Genomic DNA, 22,135 nt, shown 5'->3' on the forward strand with positions numbered 1-22,135 from the left:
TATTTTAATTTGAGCATTAATTTTTTCAAAAACTGGTTTAGCCTTTTACTTTTTATCTGCATTTTTTCTTTTTCTGCGCAGGCGCAGGAGCCTGTATTAGTTTCCGGAAAGGTAAGTTCTAATAATCCCGATCTTGATAGGATTCATATAATAAACCTCAATTTAGAAAAAGGAGTGGTAACTAATGCGAAAGGAGAGTTTCAGATCCCAGTTAGGGAGAATGATAGTTTATATATCTCATCGGTTCAATATGAGAATAGGACTATAATAATAACTTCAAAAAATATCAACGACCGCAGAGTAGTTATCGAACTTCAGGACGCCGTAAACGAATTGGCAGAGGTAGTGATAGACGATATAAATCTCTCAGGATATCTGGTAAATGACATTAATAAGATTTCTATCGCAGATGTGGAGAGAAAGAATCTGCTACAGGATAACCTGAACACCTTTATTGAAAAGGACAGAAAACTGAATCCGTACGAGAAACCCAGTCCGGTGGGGAGTATTCCCGTAGGTAAGATAGCAGGTATGGTGATAGATAAACTTTCTAAGAATAAAGACAGGTCGGTTAATTATACACCTAAAGAACTTGCCAATAGAAGTATAGCGATAGTTGGCAGGGAATTTTTTAGGGAAGATCTTGAATTAAAAGAAAACGAGATCTGTAATTTCCTTTATTACTGTACAGAGGACATTAGCTTTAAACATCTGGTTATTAATAATAATAATGCTTTTGTGCTTATAGAATATTTCGAAACCCGGATCGATGATTTTAGGAATCTGCGTGGATCGATGTTAAACGAATCTCAGGAAATTCCCGGTTAATTTATTTCTTAATTAAACCTTCTCTTTTTTTAAAGGTCAAATAACTGCAAAACAGAATTTTCTGAATTTTGGTTTAATATTTGCGACATTATTACAAAAAACTATGAAAAGGATTTTTTTTCTTTTAGCTGTCCTGGTAACGCTATGCTCTTTTACGATGAAAGCTCACGAAACTTACCTAAGCGTGACAGAGATAGAGTATAAGCAAGATCAAAAAAGTCTTCAAATTATATCCAGGGTGTTCATCGATGACCTGGAGAATGTCCTTTCTAAGAGGTACCAGAAAAATGTAAGTCTTTCCTATAAAGAGGATCTGGAACAGAACAAAGACCTCATTGAAAAATATGTAAATAAAAAATTAGGTATCTCTATTAATGGACAGAGACAGGAACTGAAATTGCTAGGATGCAAATTTGATGCAGGTCAAATTGTAATGTTCATCGAAGGCGTGGATATCGAAAATTTTAATGATATCACGGTAGAAAACCTTATCCTCACAGATCTTTTCGATTCTCAGAAAAATATCGTTCATGTAAAAAAGGGTGAGGAGATAGAAAGTATGTTGCTAGTAAAAGGCAATGGAATAAAAACTGTAAAATTTTAAAAAGTTCTCGGGAAGGGAATTTTAAATATATATTTTTGGCAATCTTAAAATTAAAACTAAGTAAATGAAGAAATTAAACATGCTATGCTCCGTGTTTTTGATGTTCGTTTTCGCAGGGGTATCTGCTCAGGAAACAGAACAGAAGGAAACGCGGCAGGAAGGTCACACAAACCAGAACAAATTCAGGCAAATGTATCAGGAGCTTGCCACTCCCAACCAGTATAGAACCGCTTCGGGTGCCCCTGGGCCGGCCTACTATCAGAACGAAGCTGATTATAAAATGGATATAGTTCTGGACGACGAGAATTCAGTTCTTACCGGTGAAGAAACCATCACCTATCATAATAATTCTCCACAGGATCTAGAATATCTGTGGGTTCAGTTAGACCAGAATATCAGAAAAAAAGATGCACCTCAAAAAGATGGTGACGGAATGAGTCCGGTAGTTACTCCAGGAAGATTTGCAAATAGTTATATGCAGGAACCTTTTGACGGTGGATTCAATATTAAAGAAGTTTCTACCAGTGGATCTCCTTTAAAATATACCATACACCAGACCATGATGCGTATAGATCTTCCAAAGCCTTTAAAGGCTGGAGAGAGTTATACTTTCGATATCAATTGGTCTTATAATGTGAATAATCACGTGACCAATCGAGCGCGTTCTGGATACGAGTTTTTCCCTGAAGACGGAAACAAGGCATATGTTATCGCACAGTTCTTTCCAAGAATGGCAGTTTACAATGATGTTGAAGGATGGCAGAATTACCAGTTCTGGGGGAATGGAGAATTCGCTCTTCCGTTTGGAGATTATGAAGTAAACATTACTGTTCCTTCAGATCACGTGATGGAAGCGACCGGAGAACTTCAGAATAGAAAAGAAGTTTACTCTAAAGATATGATGAAACGTTACGAGCAGGCTAAAAAGTCTTATGACAAGCCGGTGATGATCGTAACGCAGGAAGAGGCTGTAGAAGCTGAAAAAGGTTTTTCTAACAAGACTAAAACCTGGACTTACAAAGCAGATATGGTTCGTGACTTTGCTTTCTCTACATCTAGAAAGTTCATACTGGATATGATGGCGGTAGATGTTATGGGGAAAGACGTTATGGCTGTTTCTCTTTATCCTAAAGAAGGTAATCCACTATGGGAAGACTGGTCTACTAAGGTTGTTGCCAGTACTTTAAAGAGTTATTCAGAGCATACTTTCCAGTATCCTTATCATAAAGCTGTTTCGGTACACGCTAAGAACCAGGGGATGGAATATCCAATGATCTGCTGGAACTATGGCCGTCCTGATGAAAATGGTAATTTCAGTGACCGTACAAAATTCGGAATGATGAGTGTGATCATTCACGAGGTAGGGCACAACTTCTTCCCAATGATCGTGAACTCAGATGAGCGTCAGTGGGGATGGATGGATGAAGGTATCAATACTTTCGTTCAGTATGTGGCTGAGCAGGAATTTGCCAAAGAATATCCTGAAGCGATCGCACCTTTGGATAAATATCCATCAAGACGTGGGGAGCCTAGTAAAATAGTGCCTTATATGAAGGGGAATCAGGATTATATCTCTCCTATCATGTCTAACCCAGAGCAGGTGTACCAGTTGGGGAACAATGCCTACGGAAAGCCAGCGACAGCATTGAACATTCTTCGTGAGACCATTATGGGACGTGAATTGTTCGATCATGCTTTTGAAACTTACTCAAAAAGATGGATGTTCAAACACCCAACTCCAGAAGATTTTTTCAGAACGATGGAAGATGCTTCTTCTATAGATCTTGACTGGTTCTGGAGAGGTTGGTTCTATACTACAGATAACGTAGATATCGGAATAAAGGAAGTGAACAAATATTATGTGACGGATAAGCCTACTGAAAAAGGTAGAGAAATGCTTGAGCGTTATGGAACCACTCCAGAAGAGACAGAAGCCTTATATGTGGTAACTGAAGATGATGCAGAGTTTGAAGAATCTATGAAGGAAAAGTCACTTCTGGAAAGCTCAGAAACACTTCAGGCCTACGTGATGGACAATTTCAGCGAAGAAGAAAGAAAGAATCTTAAAGCTCCTAAGTATTTCTATCAGGTGGTTTTTGAAAAACCAGGTGGATTGGTAATGCCAATTATCGTAGAATTAACTTATGCTGATGGTACTTCAGAAAAACAAACCTATCCTGTGCAGATCTGGAGAAAGAACGACAAGACAGTTAGCAAAGTGATCCCGACAAATAAAGAGATCACCAAAATAACACTTGATCCAGACCTTGAAACTGCAGATGTAGATGTGAACAACAATAGTTGGCCTAAGAAAGAGGCGAACAACGAATTTGAAGAATTTAAAGAGTCCTCTCAGGAATAAGGATTTAGATCAAGAATATTTAAGCCGACTTTAACGAGTCGGCTTTTTTTATGCTTAGCTTTGTATTTATATTTGTCCCGTTATGCATACGATACCTTTATTTATTAGTGGAGCTGAAATAGCTTTTATCATGTTCATTCTTGTGATGGTGTTTGGAGCTGATAAAATTCCTGATATCGCCCGTGGATTGGGAAAAGGCATGAAGGCCATTAGGAATGCTTCAAATGATATAAAAAGTGAAATTCAGAAAAGTGCCGAAAAACAGGGCATTGATACAGATTTCACAAAGGATGTTCGCGGGGAGATAGATAAGGTAAAGGAGGATATAGATGAAATTACCGGTTCTGTAAGAAGGAAACCCTAATTGGACTTAGTGCATGTGGGAGAAAATTCAGCAGTGGGACAGGGAATTGTTCGTTTATCTCAATAACCTGGGTATTGAAAAATATGATGCTTTCTGGATCTTCGTAACGAACCCACGGCACTGGATACCACTATATTTACTTTTCTTCCTATTTTTCTTTCTGGCCTTTCACTGGCGAAAAGCAGCATTTACTTCACTTTTTTTACTGGCTACGGTTTTTACTACCTGGGGACTTACCAACCTTGTAAAGGGCATTGCCCTTAGATTAAGACCAAACAACACACCAGAACTTACAGAGCTTATAAGGATCTTGCAGGAACCAACTAACTACAGTTTCTTTTCAGGGCATTCATCAACTTCTTTCGCTGCAACTACATTTATTGTCCTAATTTTATCTCAAAAGACAAGATGGATCTATCTTGCTTACCTCTGGCCAATCATCTTTGTAATGAGTAGGATTTATGTAGGTGTGCATTATCCAGGTGATATACTCGTAGGAATGATCGTGGGAATAATTATGGCAATCATATTCTACAAACTCTATGATAAATCTGGAAGAAGACTGATATTTTAAAGAACCCTGGTAAGGGTAAGGCCATCCCTTATTGGCAGAATAACCGTTTCAACTCTTGGATCTTCGTTCAATAGTTTATTATACTCTAAAAGTGCCTGGGTAGATTCGTCATCCTTTTTGATTTTTTCGATCACTTTTCCAGACCACAGGACATTATCAGATAAGATGATTCCTCCAGAATTCATTTTCTCTATAATAAGTTCAAAATATTTCGGATAATTCGGTTTATCGGCATCAATAAAAACAAGGTCGAAATTTGAATCTATCTCCGGAATTATTTCCGTGGCATCTCCTAAATATTGCTCTATCTGGGAACTGTAATCAGACAGATCAAAATACTTCTTTTGAAAGTCAAATAATTCCTCGTTCACATCTATAGTATGCAATTTGCCATTTTTGGTAAGGCCTTCTGCCAGGCACAAGGCAGAATATCCTGTGTAAGTACCAATCTCAAGTATGGTTTCAGGAGATTTAAGCTTGGAAAGCATGCTCAAAACTCTTCCCTGGTAATGTCCGCTAAGCATTCTTGGCTGCATCACCTTCTGATTAGTTTCCCGGTTAAGTTTTGAAAGTAATTCTGGCTCCTTTTGTGAGTGAGCCACTATATAATCGTCTATATCTTCAGGTAAAAAATGCATTTTCGAGATCTTTTTGACAAAATTAAAGATTTTAGGTGGTGTTTCTGGCCTGTCTCATTTAAAACGAAATTGTATTTTTACCGAAAATTGAAAATATGCAGTTCGAGAATACCAGGGAATTTGCCAGGCAACTAGATAAAGAAGATAAACTTTCCAGATATAGGCATGAATTTATTTTTCCGAAGGTAAATGGTAAAGAGGTTATTTATTTTGTTGGAAATTCTCTAGGTCTTCAACCCAGGTCAGCTAAAAAATATGTTGATGAGATTATGAAAGACTGGGCTGAACTTGCTGTTGAAGGACATTTTTATGCCGATAAACCCTGGTGGGATTATCACGAGCGCTTTTCTGAAAAACTAGCCAAAGTAGTTGGTGCCAATCCCTCTGAAGTTACCGTAATGAATACCTTGACGGTTAACCTTCATCTATTGATGGTTTCTTTCTATAGGCCATCAGGAAAAAGATATAAGATTATATGCGAGGAAAAAGCATTTCCAAGCGACCAGTATATGATCAATAGCCAGGTGCGATTTCATGGTTATGATCCTGAAGATGCGATCGTCGAAATAAAAAGACGTGAGGGAGAAAATAATTTCAGAACAGAGGATATACTTCAGAAAATTCAGGAGGTAGGAGAGGAGTGCGCTCTGTTACTTATTGGGGGAGTAAATTATTATACCGGCCAAGTTTTCGATATGGAGACTATTACCAAAGCCGGGCATGATGTTGGAGCTTTCGTTGGATGGGATCTGGCCCATGCCGCTGGAAACATAGAGTTGAAATTAAGCGAATGGAACGTGGATTTTGCTGCCTGGTGTAGTTACAAATATATGAATTCAGGACCTGGAAATGCTTCCGGGTGTTTTATAAATAAGAAGTATCATAACAAAAAAGATATTCCGAGATTTGAAGGCTGGTGGGGTCATAATAAAGAAAGAAGGTTTTTGATGGAGCCGGAATTTCATCCAGAACCAACAGCAGATGCCTGGCAGATAAGTAACGCACCTATCCTTGCACTTGCTCCATATTTGGCCTCTTTGGAAATGTTCGATGAGGTAGGAATGCCTGCATTAATCCAAAAAAGAAATAAGATCGTGGCCTATCTTGAATATGTATTGCAAGAAATAGATAAAGATGTAGAAAGTACCTTCGAGATCATTACTCCGGCTGAACAGGAGGATAGAGGAACTCAGTTATCTGTATTCCTCCACGGTGAAGGTAGGGAATTATTCAATTATCTCATGGAGCAGGGGGTGATCACCGATTGGCGGGAACCTAATGTGATCAGGCTAGCGCCCGCACCATTCTATTGCTCTTTTGAAGACATGTATGAATTTGGGCAAATCCTGAAAAAGGGAATTCTTAGCAAACAAAAAGTTTAATTAAAAAAGGAGGCGTTCGCCTCCTTTTTTAATTTTATAAAATTTTCAAGAATTATTCTTCTACTGAAATGTCGCTAAAGAATAATTCGAAAGAGCCATCCTTGGATTTATGCATTTTGGAGATCATTACTCCATTGAAGTCTTCATAATCTTCCCAGGTAGTGGCCATTTCTCTTCCGCCACCTGAAGCCTTATAAACCCATTCCTGAATCATGTAATCCTCATCAAAATATATATCATAGCTATCACCAGGAGTGTAACCTCCTTCTGATGGATAGCTTACGGTAAGCATTTGCATTTCGTCTCCACTAATTGGTGCTTTGGATTTCTTTGTTTCGCTTATTTCAGCATCAGACCACTTTAACTGGTAAGGGAAAAGTAGCCAGTAAGAATCATTTACAAATCGTTGGTCTATATATTCCTTATCCTCTTCCAGGCTATCTTTTTTAGTATAGCTCATGGTAGAATCCTTTTCCGTAAGACTTATTTTGTCGCTTTTTACATTCCAAACCCATCTTCTTTCAGAACGCAATGTGTCATTTACCTTAACATTGAAAGTGAATTTTATCTGGCTGATACTATCAAATTCTTTGAATCCGTTCGCCATGGCTATTTTCTCATGAACTTCAAGATTCGGATTTTCGGTCACTACTTCCTTTTCTTTTTTCCTGTTATTACAGGAGATAAGAAAACATCCAATAATACTTAATATTATAAGTTTTTTCATGTCGTTGGTTTTGTTAAAGGTAATAAATATACTGCTTAAAGTGCATTAACACTCATTCCTCCATCTGCCACGATGTTCTGTCCAGTAATAAAAGATGAATTGTCCATGGCTAAGAATGAAATTATCGAAGACATTTCCTCTGCTTCCGCAACCCGGTTTAGGGGTGTTCGGTTTAAAATCGCCTGCATTTTTTCTTCATTATGAAGATATCCTTCGGTAAGTGGCGTTTTGGTGAACCAGGGTGATACGGCGTTTACCCTGATACTGTCCTGTGCCCATTCTACTGCAAGGCTTCTCGTTTGTTGCAATAAACCTGATTTAGACATGGAATAAGGCGTTCCGGTTCCCACATCCTGCAGCGCTGCTGAGGAAGCTACATTTATGATAGACGCGTTTCCAGACTTTTTAAGAAGAGGAAATAATTTCCGGCTAATTTCGAAGGGAGCAACCAGGTTGACCTCAAGTACTTTCCTAAATTCTTCTTCTGAATAATCATTGGTCTTTTTCCTGATATTGATCCCGGCATTATTCACCAGGATGTCCAGCTTTTTCCAGTTTTTATTTATCCATTTCTTAATTTTATCAATATCCTTCGAGTCAGATGAGTCTGCTACAATTCCGGTAGCTTTTAGTCCTTCATTTTTTAGTTTAGATTCAAAAGAATTAATTTCTTTTTCATTTCTCGCCGTAAAAAGCACCTCTGCTCCAAGGTCCAGAAACATCTTAACTGATGCTCGGCCAATTCCCTTGGTTCCGCCAGTGATGAGCGCTTTTTTGTTTTTTAGGTTCCACATATTGTAGATCTTCAGAAAAGTATTTTATAAAAAAACCCTTTGATCGCTCAAAGGGTCGTGTTCAAATTTTAGTCGTCTATAATCTTCTACCGGTTAGTAGTTTGTAAAGAATTAGGATAACGGCTAATACTATTAAGATATGGATAATGCTTCCTAGGTCTGGAAAAGCAAAATATCCAACAAGCCATCCAATTACCAGTAGAACGATAATAAGCCAAATTAAATCTCTCATGTCAGGTTGATTTTTAGGCAGGCCTTAAGGCTTGCCGTTGGTTAAAATAAAATATTAGTTAGTCGGTTTTTTGTTAATTTCAATACTAATTTAGAGAATAGACTCACCCAGTAGTTTTGATTTAACCTTGATTTAACTATACTTCCTAAAAGTCCTCAGGCTTATTAATGATCTCTTTAGCCCTCGTTCTTATTTCTTCTAATTCTTTCGAATCCTTCTTTTCCAGTAGGCTCATCATCATGTTCATTCGTTGATTATCCTTGAATTTTTCGCGATTATCATCCAGAAAATTCCAGTATAGACTGTTAAAAGGACAGGCTTTTTCCCCGGTTTTTTTATTTACACTATAATGGCAATCTTTACAATAATTACTCATTTTATTGATGTAATTGCCGCTGGAAACGTAGGGTTTGGTTGCAACAATCCCTCCATCTGCGAACTGACTCATCCCACGTGTATTGGTGATCTCTACCCATTCTATCGCATCTATATAAATTCCCAGATACCATTTATCCACTTCATCGGGATGTGTTTGACTCAATAGTGCATAATTCCCGGTGATCATTAATCGTTGGATATGATGAGCGTAGGCATTTTCCAGACTATTTTTTATGGAAAGATGGAGGCAATTCATCTTTGTGTCAGCGTTCCAGTAGAAGGAAGGAAGATCATTCTGGTTTCTCAGTTTATTTGATCTTTTATATCCGGGCATTTCCTTCCAGTAAATACCCCTCATGTATTCTCTCCAGCCTAATATTTGCCGAACGAAGCCCTCTACCTGAGAGATATCTATATCATCTTTATGGTCGTAGTAATAGTCTATTACAGAATCTATCACTTCCTTTGGACTAAGCATTTTAGTGTTCAGGCTGAAAGATAAGCGTGAGTGGAACAAATAAGCCTCGTCTGAATGCAAGGCATCCTGGTAATCTCCAAAATGTACCAAAAGGTTTTTGCAGAAATAATTCAGAACCGAAAGTGAATCTTCCCTTGAAGTGGGCCAGTTAAAATTTTTCTCGCTTACAGAGCCCATGGTTTTTACACCAGACTTTTCCAACTCTTTCAGAATGCTAGAAACATCTTTTCTAAAGCCTCTTTCGTGTGGTATATCCGGATCGCCATTCCATTTTTTTCGATTGGATTTATCAAAATTCCATTTTCCGCCTTCAGGATCAGAGTCTGTAGCCATAAGAATGCCATACTTCTTCCTCATATGGCGATAAAAGTATTCCATGGTGAGCTGCTTCTTACCCTTGTAGAATTTTTCCAGTTCTTTTCTTTCTGATAAAAAATGTTCTGAGTCGAAAGCCTCAGTTTCTATGTCCAGCTCTTTACAAATTTCCTTCAACTGTTCATCTAACCTGTATTCATCTGGAAGCTGATATTCGAACTTTTTAAATCCTTCTTTAGAAATCAGATTTTTTATATTCTCATCTAGTTTTTGCCGGTTGTTTTTGTCATTGATCTTGAAATAAATCACCTTATGATCCCTATCTTTTAGATAATTGGCGAAATTTCGCATGGCGCTGAAGAATCCCAATATCTTCTGAATGTGATGCACCACATAATCGGTTTCCTGTCTTATTTCCATGAAAACATAAGTGATATCTTCATAATCATCTTTAAACCAGCTGTGTTGATGGTTTAACTGGTCACCCAGGATAAGACGTAAGGTTTTTAATCTTTCAGCCATAAGTTCTGATATTCATTATCCGGATCATAGCGATCTGCCTGACTTTTAATATTGAATTTCCGGTCTCTGGGATCGTTTCCAACTCCACTATTATACATCCAGTTACCCCAATTGCTATGCACATCATAATCTATAAGCATACTTTCAAAATACGAGGCCCCAATTCGCCAGTCCTGTTTTAGTTCTTTCGCCCAGAAACTATTTACATTCTGCCTGCCACGATTGCTCATAAAACCGGTTTTGGCGATCTCCTTCATATTGGCATTCACAAAATCATATTTAGTTTCTCCAGATATCCATTGCTCCAATTCTTGTCTATTTTTATTCCAGTCGAGTTCCTTATCCAGGATTCCACCAATCTGGAATATTTTACTTCCATGTTTTAGAGAAACATATTTAAAAAAATCACGCCAGATAAGTTCAAATATCAGCCAGTAGGTGCTTTGGTTGCTATTTATCTCCTTTTCATACTTTTTCACCTCGTGGTAGATCTGTTTTGGAGAGATACTTCCATTAGCTAACCACGCAGATAATTTTGAACTGTAGTCGGGTCCTATCAGGCCATTCCTGGTTTCCTTATATTCTGATAATTTCTTGGTTTTCCAGAAATATTCATCCATGCGTTTTCGTGCCTGGTCTTCACCACCCTTAAATGGAAATGCCGACCTTTCATCTATTTCAAAATTTTCCAGCCCAAGGTCTTCCAGGGAAGGAATGGAATTGTTGTTGGAAGAGGTGGCTTTCTTTAGAGGTTCCGGAGTTTCTATAAGCTCACGGATTTCCGTTTTGTTTTCACAAGATTTCCTGAAATGAGTATATACTTTGGGAATTTCTTCAAAGCTTTGAAAAGGGATATCCTCTGGATGATATAAGAATTGCTGGTAATAGGAATTAAAATTTATCTTTCCGGAATTGTCCTTTACAGCATTTTCTACTTCTCTTTCATCCCTCGTCCATTCTTTTTGATAATAAATGGAATCTATCCAATACTCGCTTATAAGGTCTGGAATTACCTTTTCCGGTTTTTCCTGGAAGATGAATAATGGAATATTAAGAGAATCCAGATTACTTTGCAGTTCAGAAATCGTTTCAATCAAAAAATTTGCTCTGAATTTCCCTGTTTTTACAAAACCAAATGTACTCTTCGAATAATGCCTGGGATCAAAACAGTAAAGAGCAATTACTTTATCGTGATTTTCACAAGCTTTTTTTAAAGCTTCATGATCTGAAATCCTTAAATCGTTTCTATACCAAACAAGGCCTGTACTCATTCTTTATTTTTTCGGCATTTTTCACTACAATATTTTACGTTTTCCCAGTCCTTTTTCCATTTTTTTCTCCACTTGAAAGGGCGTTGGCATACCGGACAGATTTTTTCCGGCAAATGTTCTTTTTTCATGAATTCACTTTCTTGCTAAAAAAGGATTTCACCTCCTGGTTAGGTCTGGCGTAGTGAAACCTGTCCAGTAAGGTAGGGAGGGAATATCCATCCAGACCATTTATCGCAACCGTACCGGCATCATCAAGACGAAGCCAGCCGTCTGGCATTTGTATTCCATCATCAAAATATATATGTTCGATGGAAGCTACTACAAGCAGAGTATCGTTTTCTTTGATCTCGTATTCGTTGAGGTATTTACAACCCATTTTTATTTCAGACTGTTGCACATAAGGAGCATGGAAATCATCAAGGTATTCTTCAGTAAGCCCGGTTTTATGAAATTCTGATATTTCTTCATCATATTTCGCGGCTGTATGATGTGCCTGCTCTATCATTTTTTCGTGAATATGATTCACCGTGAAATATGAAGTTTCCTTGATATTGTTATAGGTATTTCTGGAAACACTCAGTGGCCTTGTAACAAACCCTAGCATAGCAGGATTGCTACCCATATGGGTCACCGAACTGAAAACCGCAACATTTGGATTGCCGCTTTCAGATTTTGTTGCGATAAGATTAGCAGATTTATAGCCTGTGGAGCTGTTTATCAAATTTAAACGGAAGATCTTTTCCATTTTTTCGATATCCTTGGAGCTGATATGTTTCATAAAAAAAGGCCAGTTTATTTGACTGACCTCAATTTATTGATTGCTCGTTTAAAAGCCTGTTAATGTACTTTTAAATTATTACTGATTCTCCATTTTGTTAATGGCCATTTCATATTCTTCCATAGCTTCCCTTACCTGGTCTATATTATCTGAAGCTTTTTGATGGGCGTCTTCCATCACTTTTTCCAGATTTTTGTCTGGATGCTGGAATAAGTCGGTGATCACATGGTTAATTTTATCAATTAAACTGCTTTGGGTATTCTTGATATCCTCCAGTTTGTTTAACGTAGACCTCATGTGGTCAAGTTTCTCCTGATCCATAATTTTAAGTTTTTAGTTACTCTAATTTACCTTAACATTTACCAGGTCCAAAAGGTCTTAACAGGTTTTAAAATAGCTTTATAAAAATATTATGATACTTTTTCTTCTTCATAAGCCGGATAATCTATGTATCCATCTGTTCCAGGGGTATAAAAAGTGTCTTCATCATAAGAAGCCAGAGGCCAGTTATTCTGAAAACGTTCAGGAAGATCGGGATTTGAAATGAATAATTTCCCAAATGCCACCAGGTCTGCATTGCCATTCTCTATTACTTTGTTTCCAGACTTTTTATCAAAGCCATTATTGATCATCAAGGTACCTTTATAGATCTTTCGGTATCTCTTGGCGATCTCAGTTTCCAGGAATGAAACATCGCTAACATCGGTGAATGGTTCCGATAAATGTACATAAGCCAGGTCATACGCATTCAGCTTTTCGATGATATAATCGAAGGTAGCTATACTATCTTCTGTAGCTTCTATTCCGAATGATTTGTGTAGAGAAGGATTGAATCTGCAACCTATCCTGTTCTCTGGCCATATTTCTGCAATTGCCTCTAGTACTTCGAAAAAGAAGCGAGCCCTGTTTGGGATATTTCCTCCGTATTCGTCCTCCCTCTGGTTGGCATTTTTATTAAAGAACTGGTGAAATAAATATCCGTTGGAAGAGTGAATTTCAATTCCATCGAATCCAGCAACTTTGGCTAATTTTGCCGCATTCTTGAATTCCTGAACGGTTTCTTGGATTTCCTGAACGCTCATTTCCTTTGGTTCTGTGGTTTGCTCAAAACCCTCAGGAGTATATACCTTGGCATTAGGGTTCACCGCACTGGGTGCAAGGGGTTTATCTCCATTATGGAATTTTGGATGGGAAATTCTTCCTACATGCCATAACTGTATAAAGATCTTTCCATCCTTTTCATGGACAGCCTCGGTAACTTTTTTCCATCCTTCCACCTGTTCGGTAGTATGAATTCCAGGCGTGTTAACATACCCAACTGCTCGTGTGGAGACCTGGGAGCCTTCGGTAATAATTAAGCCTGCCCCAGCTCTTTGGGTATAATACTTAACATGAATATCTGTTGGGGCATTTTCAGAGTTATCGGCCCGGCTCCGCGTCATAGGTGCCATAACTACCCGGTTTTTAAGAGTTATATCTCCAAGTTTAAAACTTTGTAAAAGTGCTTGTGTTTGTTTGCTCATAGCGATTTTTCTTTAAAATTACCGGTTATGTTCGTGCTGTGCTGTTAATGAATTGATAAATGAGGTTTATTAGATTCCTGAATTGAAAATCTGGTGCATAAAGTCTGTTTCATAATAATTGAGTAATTTCGTAATCAGAATAACTACAATATTTCGGCGCTAACGTACCTCTGCCGGGATTAAACTTTTCAAATCAATACATGCAAGAACAAAAAGATGTAGCAATAGTAGGATCGGGACTTGTAGGATCATTACTAGCTATTTTCCTAAGAAAGCAAGGCCATAAAGTCACAGTGTTCGATAGACGGCCAGATGTGCGTAAAGTGCAGTTCTCTGGGAGATCGATAAATCTGGCCATGTCGAACAGGGGATGGAAAGCTCTTCGTGAAGCAGGTATTGAGGATGAAATCAGGAAACTGGCCCTTCCACTGGATAAACGAGCTATGCATGTAGAAGGGAAGCCGGTATATTTTCAGAATTATGGAGAAGATGGGGAGGCTATTTATTCTATTTCCAGGGGTGTGCTAAATCGAAAAATGATCGATCTTGCAGAATCTGCCGGAGCTAAATTCCGCTTTGAGGAAAAGATCTGGGATGTAGATATGAAAGAAGCCAGGCTTTATACCGGCGATTCTGAGAAAAGTCCATGGAAAGAATATAAGTTCGATCTAATCTTTGGGGCTGACGGTGCTTTTTCAAGAGTTCGTCATAAAATGCAGAGGCAAAGCAGGTTCAATTATTCCCAGCACTTCATTGATGTAGGTTACAAGGAGCTAACAATTCTGGCAAATGAAGATGGTTCTCACAAGCTTGATAATTCGTCATTCCATATCTGGCCCCGGGGTAATTTTATGCTCATTGCCATGCCTAATCTTGATGGAACCTTTACTTGTACGCTTTTTATGCCTTTTGAAGGTGAAACTTCTTTCGAAACCATAAATACAGTGAAGGAAGCCGATACTTTTTTTGAGAATTATTTTCCAGATATCAAGGATGAGATCTCAAATTTAAAGAAGGATTTCTTCAGAAATCCAACCAGCGCCATGGTGACCATTAAATGTTTTCCTTGGTCTTATTATGATAAAATAACTCTCGTAGGTGATTCAGCGCATGCCATTGTTCCATTCTACGGTCAGGGGATGAATGCTGGTTTTGAAGATATTTCTGTATTAAATGAAAAGATGAATAAATATGGGAATGACTGGGAACAGATATTTGAAGAATATCAAACCGAGCGAAAACCAAATGCAGATGCTATTGCTGAATTGAGTTATAGGAATTTCATCGAAATGAGCAGTAAGACGGCAGATCCTATGTTCTTACTCAGGAAAAAGATCGAAAAGAAATTTACCCAGGATCATCCAGACCTTTGGGTACCTTTATACTCACGAGTAACTTTTTCAGACAAGGCGTATGCTGAAGCTCTGAAAATTGGAGATTACCAAAGGGGAATAATGGATGAGGTAATGAATACACCGGAAATTGAGGAGAAGTGGGATAGTAAAGAAATTGAAAATAAGATCATTGATCTTATCAGAAAATGAAATAAAAAAAGCTGCTAGATGGCAGCTTTTTTGTTTTAATGTTTGTCCTCTTTTAGAATATCAGGAAACTTGGATTTAAACCTGTTCAATCTTGGTATAGAAACATTCCTGATATAAGGATTATTCGGATTGTTCTTTTCGTAATCCTGGTGATAATCTTCAGCTTTCCAGAATTTTTGAAAAGGCATAACTTCAGCGGCAATCGGTTCTTTATAGTCTTTAGCTACTTCAGCTTTTACTTTTTCAATAATTTGCTTTTGCTGAACATTTTGATAGAAAATTATGGATCTATATTGAGAGCCTTTGTCTGGTCCCTGACCATTTACCTGGGTAGGATCCTGCGAACCAAAATAAACCTGAACGAGAGTTTCAAAACTAACTGTCTCCGGATCATAGATCACTTCCACCGCTTCGGCATGACCGGTTCTTCCGGTATTACTTGACTCATAAGTAGGGTTTTTAGTATGACCACCGGAATAGCCAGAAATGGCTTCTTCAACGCCTTCAACGCTCTCATAGATTGCTTCGACACACCAGAAACACCCGCTGGCAAAATATGCTCTTTCCATTCCTTCCTGGGAAGAGACTTCCACCGGTTCTGCATTTGCGATTTTGTCATTTACAGCCTGCTTATCTTCTGTTTGATTTCCACATGCTAGAAGTATTAGACTAATAAAATTTATCAATAATAATTTCATTGTTATTTCTTTTTATAAGTTCCTTCAAGGGTTTTTTTACCTAATAATGCATAATCCACGGCGATCTTTCCATCTTCAGAAAAGCCTTTCCAGTCTAATTTCAGGCGGTTATTGCCTTCATGGCTTAAAACTGCAATAGGTGTACCAGTTTCAAAATTATCCCATGGAATTTCCTCATTAGAAGAGGAGGAGGCCAGATTCACAAAGTATACATTTACATTATTGCCATTTTCTTCAAAACGGGCGTTGATATATAATTCATCTTTTTTCAGACATAATTCAGAAGTGCTGGAAAAATTGATGTCCACACAATTACAATTGCAGGGAAGGTCCTGTTGCTCACCACTGTTTAAGTATAATCCTGGTGTAATTCTGGAAGTTTCAGAAGTTACATTTTCTGATGGACCAGTGTCATTTTTAGTTTGATCTTCAATATAGTCTGATTTTTTTATATCATCATCTGAAGAAGGTGAGTTGTCTTTTGAATCCTGTACAACTTCCTGATAATTTTCCTGATCGGGGTCGCCATCATTTTTATTTTCCTTGCAGGAATAAAAACAAAGAATTAACAGCAGGAGGAAGGTAGTAACTCGCATATCATGTGATTTAAGGTGGGTTAAAGTTAGTTTTAAATCATTCAGTATATGTGAAATACTTGTTAATCTAGGTAAGTGTATGAATCTTTAAATTTTGAGCATAAAAAAACTGCCTGAAAAACTTTTGCTTCAGATCTTAAGATCTTACTGTTATTTTCCAGGCAGTCTATATTAAAAATTCAAGAAGTTTAGAACTTCTTAAACATGCTCTCCATTTTTTCCTGCTCTTCTTTCGCAAGTTCTTCATCAACAAGAATTCGTCCACTGTGCTCATCGGTAATGATCTTTTTACGACCAGCGATCTCCATGATTACCTGTGGAGGAATAGTAAAGAAAGAACCTCCAGAAGCACCACGTTCTACAGGAACTACCGCGAGACCATTCTTTACATTGCTTCTAATTCTTTTATAAGCGCTAACAAGTCTGTCTTCGATATTTTTCTCGTACTCTTTAGACTTCTCAATAAGTGCCTTCTCTTCCTTTTCGGTTTCTTTCAGTATCTCATCCAGCTCACCTTTTTTGTGCTTAAGGTGTTCTTCGCGCTCAGAAAGTTTCTCTTTAGTTTGAGTAATTACTTCTTTCTTCTGCTCGATCTTTGCTTTGTATTCTTTGATGTGCTTTTCAGCAAGTTCGATCTCCAGTTCCTGGAATTCAACTTCTTTGCTTAATGCGTTAAATTCTCTATTGTTACGAACGTTTTTCTGCTGTTCAGAATATTTTTTGATCGTAGATTTAGACTCCTCAATCTGGTTCTTCTTGTTCTTGATGTCATTATCAATGACTTCTATATCTGCATCCAGTTTTTCCAGGCGTCTGTTTAAACCTGCTACTTCGTCTTCCAGATCTTCAACTTCCAGAGGTAATTCACCACGTACGTTTCTAATTTCATCAATTCGCGAATCCACCAACTGAAGATCGTACAGTGATCTTAACTTCTCTTCTACAGTAACATCGTTTTTTTTCGCCATATTATAAATAATGTATTGGATTGGTATTTGTATCTGCTAAAATAAGTGCAAAACTACTAATTTTTTTGCTAAGAAAAGAATATAGTAAATTTTTTGTAAACTGTTCACTTTCATAGTGTCCAATATCTGCTAGTACCAGCTTTTCCTCGGCTTTATAGAAGTCGTGGTATTTGAAATCTGCTGAGACAAAGATATCGGCTCCGGCTGATTTGGCATTATTGATGGCAAATGCCCCACTTCCACCTAAAACAGCTACTTTTTTAATGGGTTTGTCCAGAAGTTTGGAATGTCTAACACATCCTGTATTAAATGTGCTTTTCAACTGTTCTAAAAAAGATTTTTCGTCAACTACTTTTTCCAGTTCACCTATCATTCCCATCCCTAAATGCTGGTTCTTGTTTTCCAGGCTATGTATTTCATAGGCAACCTCTTCATAAGGATGAGCTTTAAAAAGCATTTTCAGGATTGGGCTTTCTAAATGTGCCGGGTAAGTGATCCCGATTTGGGTTTCCTCCTCATAATGAACCTTTCCCTTTTCGCCAACAACAGGATTTGAATCTTCATTACCCATAAAACTACCCTTTCCAGTGATGTTGAAGCTGCAGTTGTCATAATTCCCTATGCTTCCAGCTCCGGCAGAAAACAACGCCTCGCGGACTTTTTCAGCTTCTTCGGTTGGAATAAAAGTGGTTAGTTTTTTAATTGAATCTTTCCTAGGAATAAGTATTTGTCTGTTTTTAAGGCCAATTTTTTCACAGATCATATCATTTACGCCTTTGTGCTGGTTGTCTAAAGCGGTGTGAATAGCATAAATAGCAATATCATTTTTGATTGCCTTTAAAACAGTTCGTTCTACATAATCCCTTCCCGTTAATTTCTTAAGACCGGAAAAAATTATGGGATGAAAGCTAATGATTAAATTACAGTTTTTGTCGATGGCTTCATCTACGGTGGCCTCTAATGTGTCAAGTGTGATCAACGCCCCTGAGACTTTAGTAGAATTGTCACCAACCAGCAAACCCACATTATCGAATCCTTCAGCATAATTTAAAGGAGCAAATTCTTCAATTAGGTCTATTACTTCCTGAATGATCATATTTTAATATTTTAGCCCTTAGATTTGAAACTATGGGATCACGGTTTGTAGATTCAGTGTTGAAATTCCTCAACAGCTTTTCAAATATAAATATTATACCAAGCCTTTCATGTCGAATCTAAGAAAATTACTTTTTCCCTTTTCATTAATATATCACGGTATTACCGAGGTTCGTAACAGGTTTTATGATCTGGATATTCTTAGGTCTAAGTCATTTGAAGTACCAGTGATCGCTGTGGGAAACCTTAACATGGGCGGGACAGGAAAATCTCCCATGATCGAATATCTTATTGGTGAGTTGTCTAAAAAATATAAGGTGGCAACGCTAAGCCGTGGTTACAGGCGAGATAGTAAAGGTTTTCAGCTTGTAGAAGAAACCGATCCGGTAGAGAGATCGGGAGATGAGCCGCTGCAGTTCAAGAGTAAATTTACTGATACTATAGTGGCTGTTGATGTTAACAGGAAGGAAGGAATTGCAAAATTAATGAAGTTCTCACCTGATGTTATTTTACTGGATGATGCATTCCAGCATCGTAAAGTTAAGGCAGGATTTTACATACTTCTAACAGCATATAATGACCTCTATGTTGATGATCTAATTCTGCCAGCAGGGAATCTTAGAGAATCTCATACAGGAGCAAGTAGAGCCAAACTAATTGTGGTTACGAAATGTCCTCAAGATCTTAGTAAAGAGGAAATGAGGATAATTCGAAAGAAACTTCAACCGGAAGTTCATCAGGAAGTGTTCTTTACTTTTATAAAATATTCTGAAAAAATCATTTCTGAAAATGAGGAAATAAAGGTGGAGAGAATAACTTCAGATTTCGTTCTGGTCACGGGTATCGCAAATCCAGATCCATTAATCGGTTTTCTGAATTCCCATGATATCAGATTAAAGCATTTTAAATTTTCAGACCATCATAAATTCTCAGAAAAGGAGATCGAAGAGTTAAGTAAGGAAAACCGAATTCTTACCACAGAAAAAGACTATATGCGCTTAAGAAACAGAATATCTTCCGAAAAACTCTATTACCTGCCTATTGAAGTTGGATTTTTAAATAATAAAAGCAGGGAATTTGATAAAAAGATCCTTGATTATATAAACAAAAATGAGGTGTAAAAACACCTCATTTTTTCTTTTGGCTAATTCAAATTATATGAAAGTCTTTTCTATATAATTCAATCTGCCTGTATTTTACAAAGCCTGTGCCAAAAAGGTCATACAGTAGTTTCTTTTGCCGCAAGATATTTATTGATCTTATGGAAAAATTCTTCCGTTTTATAAGGTTTTGGAATGATATCGTTAAATCCGTTTAGATAAAATTCATCCAGGTTATCATCCAAAGTTACCGCAGTAAGTGCTATGATCGGTATGGAATCATCAAACTTCCTGATCTCGATTGTTGCTTCTATACCGCTAATTCCCGGCATGTGAATATCCATTAGGATCAAGTCAAATTCGTTATTCTTTACTTTTTCTATGGCAATGGTTCCATCATCTGCAACATCACAAAGTACCTTATTCTTTTCAAGGATCTTACGGGTAATCATCTGGTTGATCTTATTATCCTCTACTACTAGAATACGCTTATCCTCCATGATCTCGTTGGAGAGTTTGGTCTCATCAACTGGAGTAGTGGCCACCGCTTTTCTTATTTCAGATTCCGGAGTTTCAAAATCCAGTTCAAAGGTGAATTTCGAACCTTTACCTAATTCGCTTTCCAAGTTAATCTCACTTCCTAGAAGGCTAAGCAGGTTCTTAACGATGGAAAGTCCTAGACCTGTTCCACCAAACTTACGGTTGATTTGAGTAGATCCCTGGGTGAAATTATCGAAAATAGCTTTCTGTTTTTCTTTCCCAATTCCTTCGCCATTATCCTTAATTTCAAATAGTAAGGTAATGTCTTTTTCTAGTTGTTTGGTCTTCTTTACAGAGATCCAGATATCACCGTCTTCAGTAAATTTTATGGAATTTCCTATAAGGTTAATTAAGATCTGGGAGATTTTCAAAGGATCTCCGTTCAATCTACCTGGTATTTCATCGTCGAAATCGAAATGCAGCTTGGTATTTCTTTCGTTAGCCGAATTTTTCAAAGCAATAAGTACGTCTGAGATCCTCTTTTTCAAGTCGAAATCAGATTTTACTATTTCTACCTTGTTCGCCTCGAGTTTATTGAGATCCAGGATGTTGTTTATAAGTGACAATAAATACTCTCCCGAAAATTTAAGCGAATTAAGATGTTCTCTCTGGCTTTCCGTAGGGCTTTCTTCCAGTAGGAGGTGGGTAAGGCCGGTAACTGCATAGAGCGGAGTTCTTAATTCGTGGGTAATCGTTGTTAAAAATTGTGCTTTGGCCAGGGATGCTTTTTCAGCATTTTCCTTTGCGAGGATCAATTCTGAGTTTTTCTTTTGAAGAAGTTCGTTGGCTCTGGCTCTAAGATTGTTGTTCTTATATAGAGAAAGGGTTAAAAGTGAAAGTATGGTGATTAGAGCAACACTAAGAATAGTGGTGAGTTTATTAACTTTTAAAGTCTTTTCCTGTTCGGCATTCTGAAGAGTCAACTCATCCAGAGTGGTTTTCAGGGCATCAACCCCCGCACGTTCGTTCAATTCCTTGGCAAGGGCTTCCTTATTGGCATCAAATACCGCATCCCTTACCTCATTTCTTTGCTTGAGATATGCCAGTGCACCAGCAGAATTATTTCTTATTTCCTCAATTTCACTCAGGATTCCATAGGTGTACATGGTCATACCTGTAAAATTTCCATCTTTAGCGATGGATAGGGACTTCTTTGCAGCTTCTTCGGCCATTTTGAAATTGCCTTCAATTAGATGGCCTCGAGCCAGAAAATAATGTAACCTGGTAAGTTCATAGCCATTAGTGCTATCCTCAAGATACGTCTCAGCTGTCTTGAGTTCAGTCATGGCTTTTTTCACCTGACTTTTATCATTCAGGTGAAAAATAGCCTTATTAAGTGCTATAATACCTAATTGTTCCAGGTTGCCTTCTTCTTTATAATATCCTTCAGCCAGATCCAGATATTTAAAAGCTCTGTTTACTTCTTTTTTTGAATTTAGAATTTTTCCATACATGATATAGGAATAGTGTAAACCAGCCTGATCATCTATTTTTCTTTGTATGGAAATTGCTCGATCTAGCTGGGTGATACCTTTGTCATACTCATGACGAACATGGTACATTCTGGCAAGAATACTGCTGGAAAGCGCTATATATCTCTCATGATTTATTCTTTTGGCTAATTCCAGGGATTTGTTCAATTGACTTTGAGCTTTATCGAATAACATCATGTCAACAGAATTCTCTGCCTGGGATAGAAGTTGTTTTATCTGTTCAGGTTTCGGCTCTGTCTCACTGATCGGTGATTTCTGGAAACTTAAAATGACAAAGCTACAGGTTAGTAATAGGAAAAGCTTTAAGTTCTTCATTCGGGAAAATAGCTAG

Annotated in this window: 23 protein-coding genes; 8 read left to right on the forward strand and 15 right to left on the reverse strand. The window is 37.6% G+C overall.

Going from position 1 to position 22,135, the window contains the following annotated elements; genetic code table 11:
* Positions 1–9: 9 nt before the first annotated feature.
* The 5 genes from ML462_RS12920 (at position 10) to ML462_RS12940 (ending at position 4,732) form a co-directional block, all read left to right on the forward strand.
* The gene (locus ML462_RS12920; protein WP_240714236.1) at positions 10–828 is read left to right on the forward strand and encodes a carboxypeptidase-like regulatory domain-containing protein; all 819 of its coding nucleotides are present in this window, start codon (positions 10–12) and stop codon (positions 826–828) included.
* A 103-nt stretch (positions 829–931) separates the two neighbouring features.
* On the forward strand, positions 932–1,432 hold the full coding sequence (locus ML462_RS12925; RefSeq protein ID WP_240714237.1) for a DUF6702 family protein: 501 nt from the start codon (positions 932–934) through the stop codon (positions 1,430–1,432).
* 64 nt (positions 1,433–1,496) lie between these two features.
* On the forward strand, positions 1,497–3,794 hold the full coding sequence (locus ML462_RS12930; protein ID WP_240714239.1) for a M1 family metallopeptidase: 2,298 nt from the start codon (positions 1,497–1,499) through the stop codon (positions 3,792–3,794).
* Positions 3,795–3,876: 82 nt separating this feature from the next.
* Positions 3,877–4,158 carry a Sec-independent protein translocase subunit TatA/TatB gene (locus tag ML462_RS12935; RefSeq protein ID WP_240714241.1) on the forward strand — a complete coding sequence of 94 codons (282 nt, stop codon included), beginning with the start codon at positions 3,877–3,879 and terminating at the stop codon, positions 4,156–4,158.
* A gap of 13 nt (positions 4,159–4,171) precedes the next feature.
* Positions 4,172–4,732: a phosphatase PAP2 family protein gene (locus tag ML462_RS12940; protein ID WP_240714242.1), complete on the forward strand. Its 561-nt coding sequence runs from the start codon at positions 4,172–4,174 to the stop codon at positions 4,730–4,732.
* Here ML462_RS12940 and ML462_RS12945 read toward each other — a convergent pair.
* Positions 4,729–5,400 (reverse strand): O-methyltransferase, encoded by a 672-nt coding sequence (locus tag ML462_RS12945; RefSeq protein ID WP_341481587.1) that lies wholly within the window; start codon positions 5,398–5,400, stop codon positions 4,729–4,731. The genes ML462_RS12940 and ML462_RS12945 overlap by 4 nt on opposite strands.
* A 65-nt stretch (positions 5,401–5,465) precedes the next feature.
* Here ML462_RS12945 and kynU point away from each other — a divergent pair, with 65 nt between their 5' ends.
* Positions 5,466–6,752, forward strand: a complete 1,287-nt coding sequence (kynU, locus tag ML462_RS12950) for a kynureninase (RefSeq protein ID WP_240714245.1) — start codon at positions 5,466–5,468, stop codon at positions 6,750–6,752.
* Between the two features lie 52 nt (positions 6,753–6,804).
* Here the strand turns inward: kynU and ML462_RS12955 are convergent, their stop codons facing one another.
* The 9 genes from ML462_RS12955 to ML462_RS12995 all read right to left on the reverse strand — a co-directional run bounded on the left by ML462_RS12955 (position 6,805) and on the right by ML462_RS12995 (position 13,770).
* Positions 6,805–7,479 carry a hypothetical protein gene (locus ML462_RS12955; RefSeq protein ID WP_240714246.1) on the reverse strand — a complete coding sequence of 225 codons (675 nt, stop codon included), beginning with the start codon at positions 7,477–7,479 and terminating at the stop codon, positions 6,805–6,807.
* A 35-nt stretch (positions 7,480–7,514) separates the two neighbouring features.
* Complete coding sequence (locus tag ML462_RS12960) at positions 7,515–8,273, reverse strand: SDR family oxidoreductase (RefSeq protein ID WP_240714247.1); 759 nt, start codon at positions 8,271–8,273, stop codon at positions 7,515–7,517.
* A 76-nt stretch (positions 8,274–8,349) separates the two neighbouring features.
* A complete protein-coding gene (locus tag ML462_RS12965; RefSeq protein ID WP_011710576.1) occupies positions 8,350–8,505 on the reverse strand; it encodes a lmo0937 family membrane protein in 156 nt (51 codons plus the stop codon).
* A 145-nt stretch (positions 8,506–8,650) separates the two neighbouring features.
* Complete coding sequence (locus ML462_RS12970; RefSeq protein WP_240714248.1) at positions 8,651–10,198, reverse strand: cryptochrome/photolyase family protein; 1,548 nt, start codon at positions 10,196–10,198, stop codon at positions 8,651–8,653.
* Positions 10,183–11,469, reverse strand: coding sequence for a DASH family cryptochrome (locus ML462_RS12975; protein ID WP_240714249.1), 1,287 nt, complete (start codon positions 11,467–11,469; stop codon positions 10,183–10,185). Before ML462_RS12975 ends, ML462_RS12970 begins: the two co-directional genes overlap by 16 nt.
* Positions 11,466–11,597, reverse strand: a complete 132-nt coding sequence (locus tag ML462_RS12980) for a DUF2256 domain-containing protein (protein WP_240714251.1) — start codon at positions 11,595–11,597, stop codon at positions 11,466–11,468. Before ML462_RS12980 ends, ML462_RS12975 begins: the two co-directional genes overlap by 4 nt.
* On the reverse strand, positions 11,594–12,247 hold the full coding sequence (locus tag ML462_RS12985) for a flavin reductase family protein (protein ID WP_240714252.1): 654 nt from the start codon (positions 12,245–12,247) through the stop codon (positions 11,594–11,596). The genes ML462_RS12980 and ML462_RS12985 overlap by 4 nt, the downstream gene beginning before the upstream one ends.
* 78 nt (positions 12,248–12,325) lie before the next feature.
* Positions 12,326–12,568: a hypothetical protein gene (locus ML462_RS12990; protein WP_240714254.1), complete on the reverse strand. Its 243-nt coding sequence runs from the start codon at positions 12,566–12,568 to the stop codon at positions 12,326–12,328.
* An 89-nt stretch (positions 12,569–12,657) separates the two neighbouring features.
* A complete protein-coding gene (locus ML462_RS12995) occupies positions 12,658–13,770 on the reverse strand; it encodes an alkene reductase (RefSeq protein ID WP_240714255.1) in 1,113 nt (370 codons plus the stop codon).
* Between the two features lie 200 nt (positions 13,771–13,970).
* On the opposite strand from ML462_RS12995, the gene ML462_RS13000 reads away from it, so the two are divergent.
* A complete protein-coding gene (locus ML462_RS13000; protein ID WP_240714256.1) occupies positions 13,971–15,314 on the forward strand; it encodes an FAD-dependent oxidoreductase in 1,344 nt (447 codons plus the stop codon).
* Between the two features lie 35 nt (positions 15,315–15,349).
* Here the strand turns inward: ML462_RS13000 and msrA are convergent, their stop codons facing one another.
* The 4 genes from msrA to ML462_RS13020 all read right to left on the reverse strand — a co-directional run bounded on the left by msrA (position 15,350) and on the right by ML462_RS13020 (position 18,672).
* A complete protein-coding gene (gene msrA / locus ML462_RS13005; RefSeq protein WP_240714257.1) occupies positions 15,350–16,012 on the reverse strand; it encodes a peptide-methionine (S)-S-oxide reductase MsrA in 663 nt (220 codons plus the stop codon).
* Between the two features lie 2 nt (positions 16,013–16,014).
* Positions 16,015–16,608, reverse strand: coding sequence for a hypothetical protein (locus tag ML462_RS13010; RefSeq protein WP_240714258.1), 594 nt, complete (start codon positions 16,606–16,608; stop codon positions 16,015–16,017).
* 188 nt (positions 16,609–16,796) lie between these two features.
* Positions 16,797–17,576 carry a zinc ribbon domain-containing protein gene (locus ML462_RS13015; protein ID WP_240714260.1) on the reverse strand — a complete coding sequence of 260 codons (780 nt, stop codon included), beginning with the start codon at positions 17,574–17,576 and terminating at the stop codon, positions 16,797–16,799.
* Between the two features lies 1 nt (position 17,577).
* Positions 17,578–18,672, reverse strand: a complete 1,095-nt coding sequence (locus tag ML462_RS13020) for a Nif3-like dinuclear metal center hexameric protein (RefSeq protein ID WP_240714261.1) — start codon at positions 18,670–18,672, stop codon at positions 17,578–17,580.
* A gap of 109 nt (positions 18,673–18,781) precedes the next feature.
* Between ML462_RS13020 and lpxK the strand changes: the two genes are divergently transcribed.
* Positions 18,782–19,792: a tetraacyldisaccharide 4'-kinase gene (lpxK, locus tag ML462_RS13025; protein ID WP_240714262.1), complete on the forward strand. Its 1,011-nt coding sequence runs from the start codon at positions 18,782–18,784 to the stop codon at positions 19,790–19,792.
* Between the two features lie 98 nt (positions 19,793–19,890).
* On the opposite strand, the gene ML462_RS13030 is transcribed toward lpxK, so the two are convergent.
* Positions 19,891–22,119 carry a tetratricopeptide repeat-containing hybrid sensor histidine kinase/response regulator gene (locus ML462_RS13030; protein ID WP_240714264.1) on the reverse strand — a complete coding sequence of 743 codons (2,229 nt, stop codon included), beginning with the start codon at positions 22,117–22,119 and terminating at the stop codon, positions 19,891–19,893.
* Positions 22,120–22,135: the final 16 nt, after the last annotated feature.

This window comes from Christiangramia lutea, assembly GCF_022489035.1.
GTDB classification, from domain to species: domain Bacteria; phylum Bacteroidota; class Bacteroidia; order Flavobacteriales; family Flavobacteriaceae; genus Christiangramia; species Christiangramia lutea.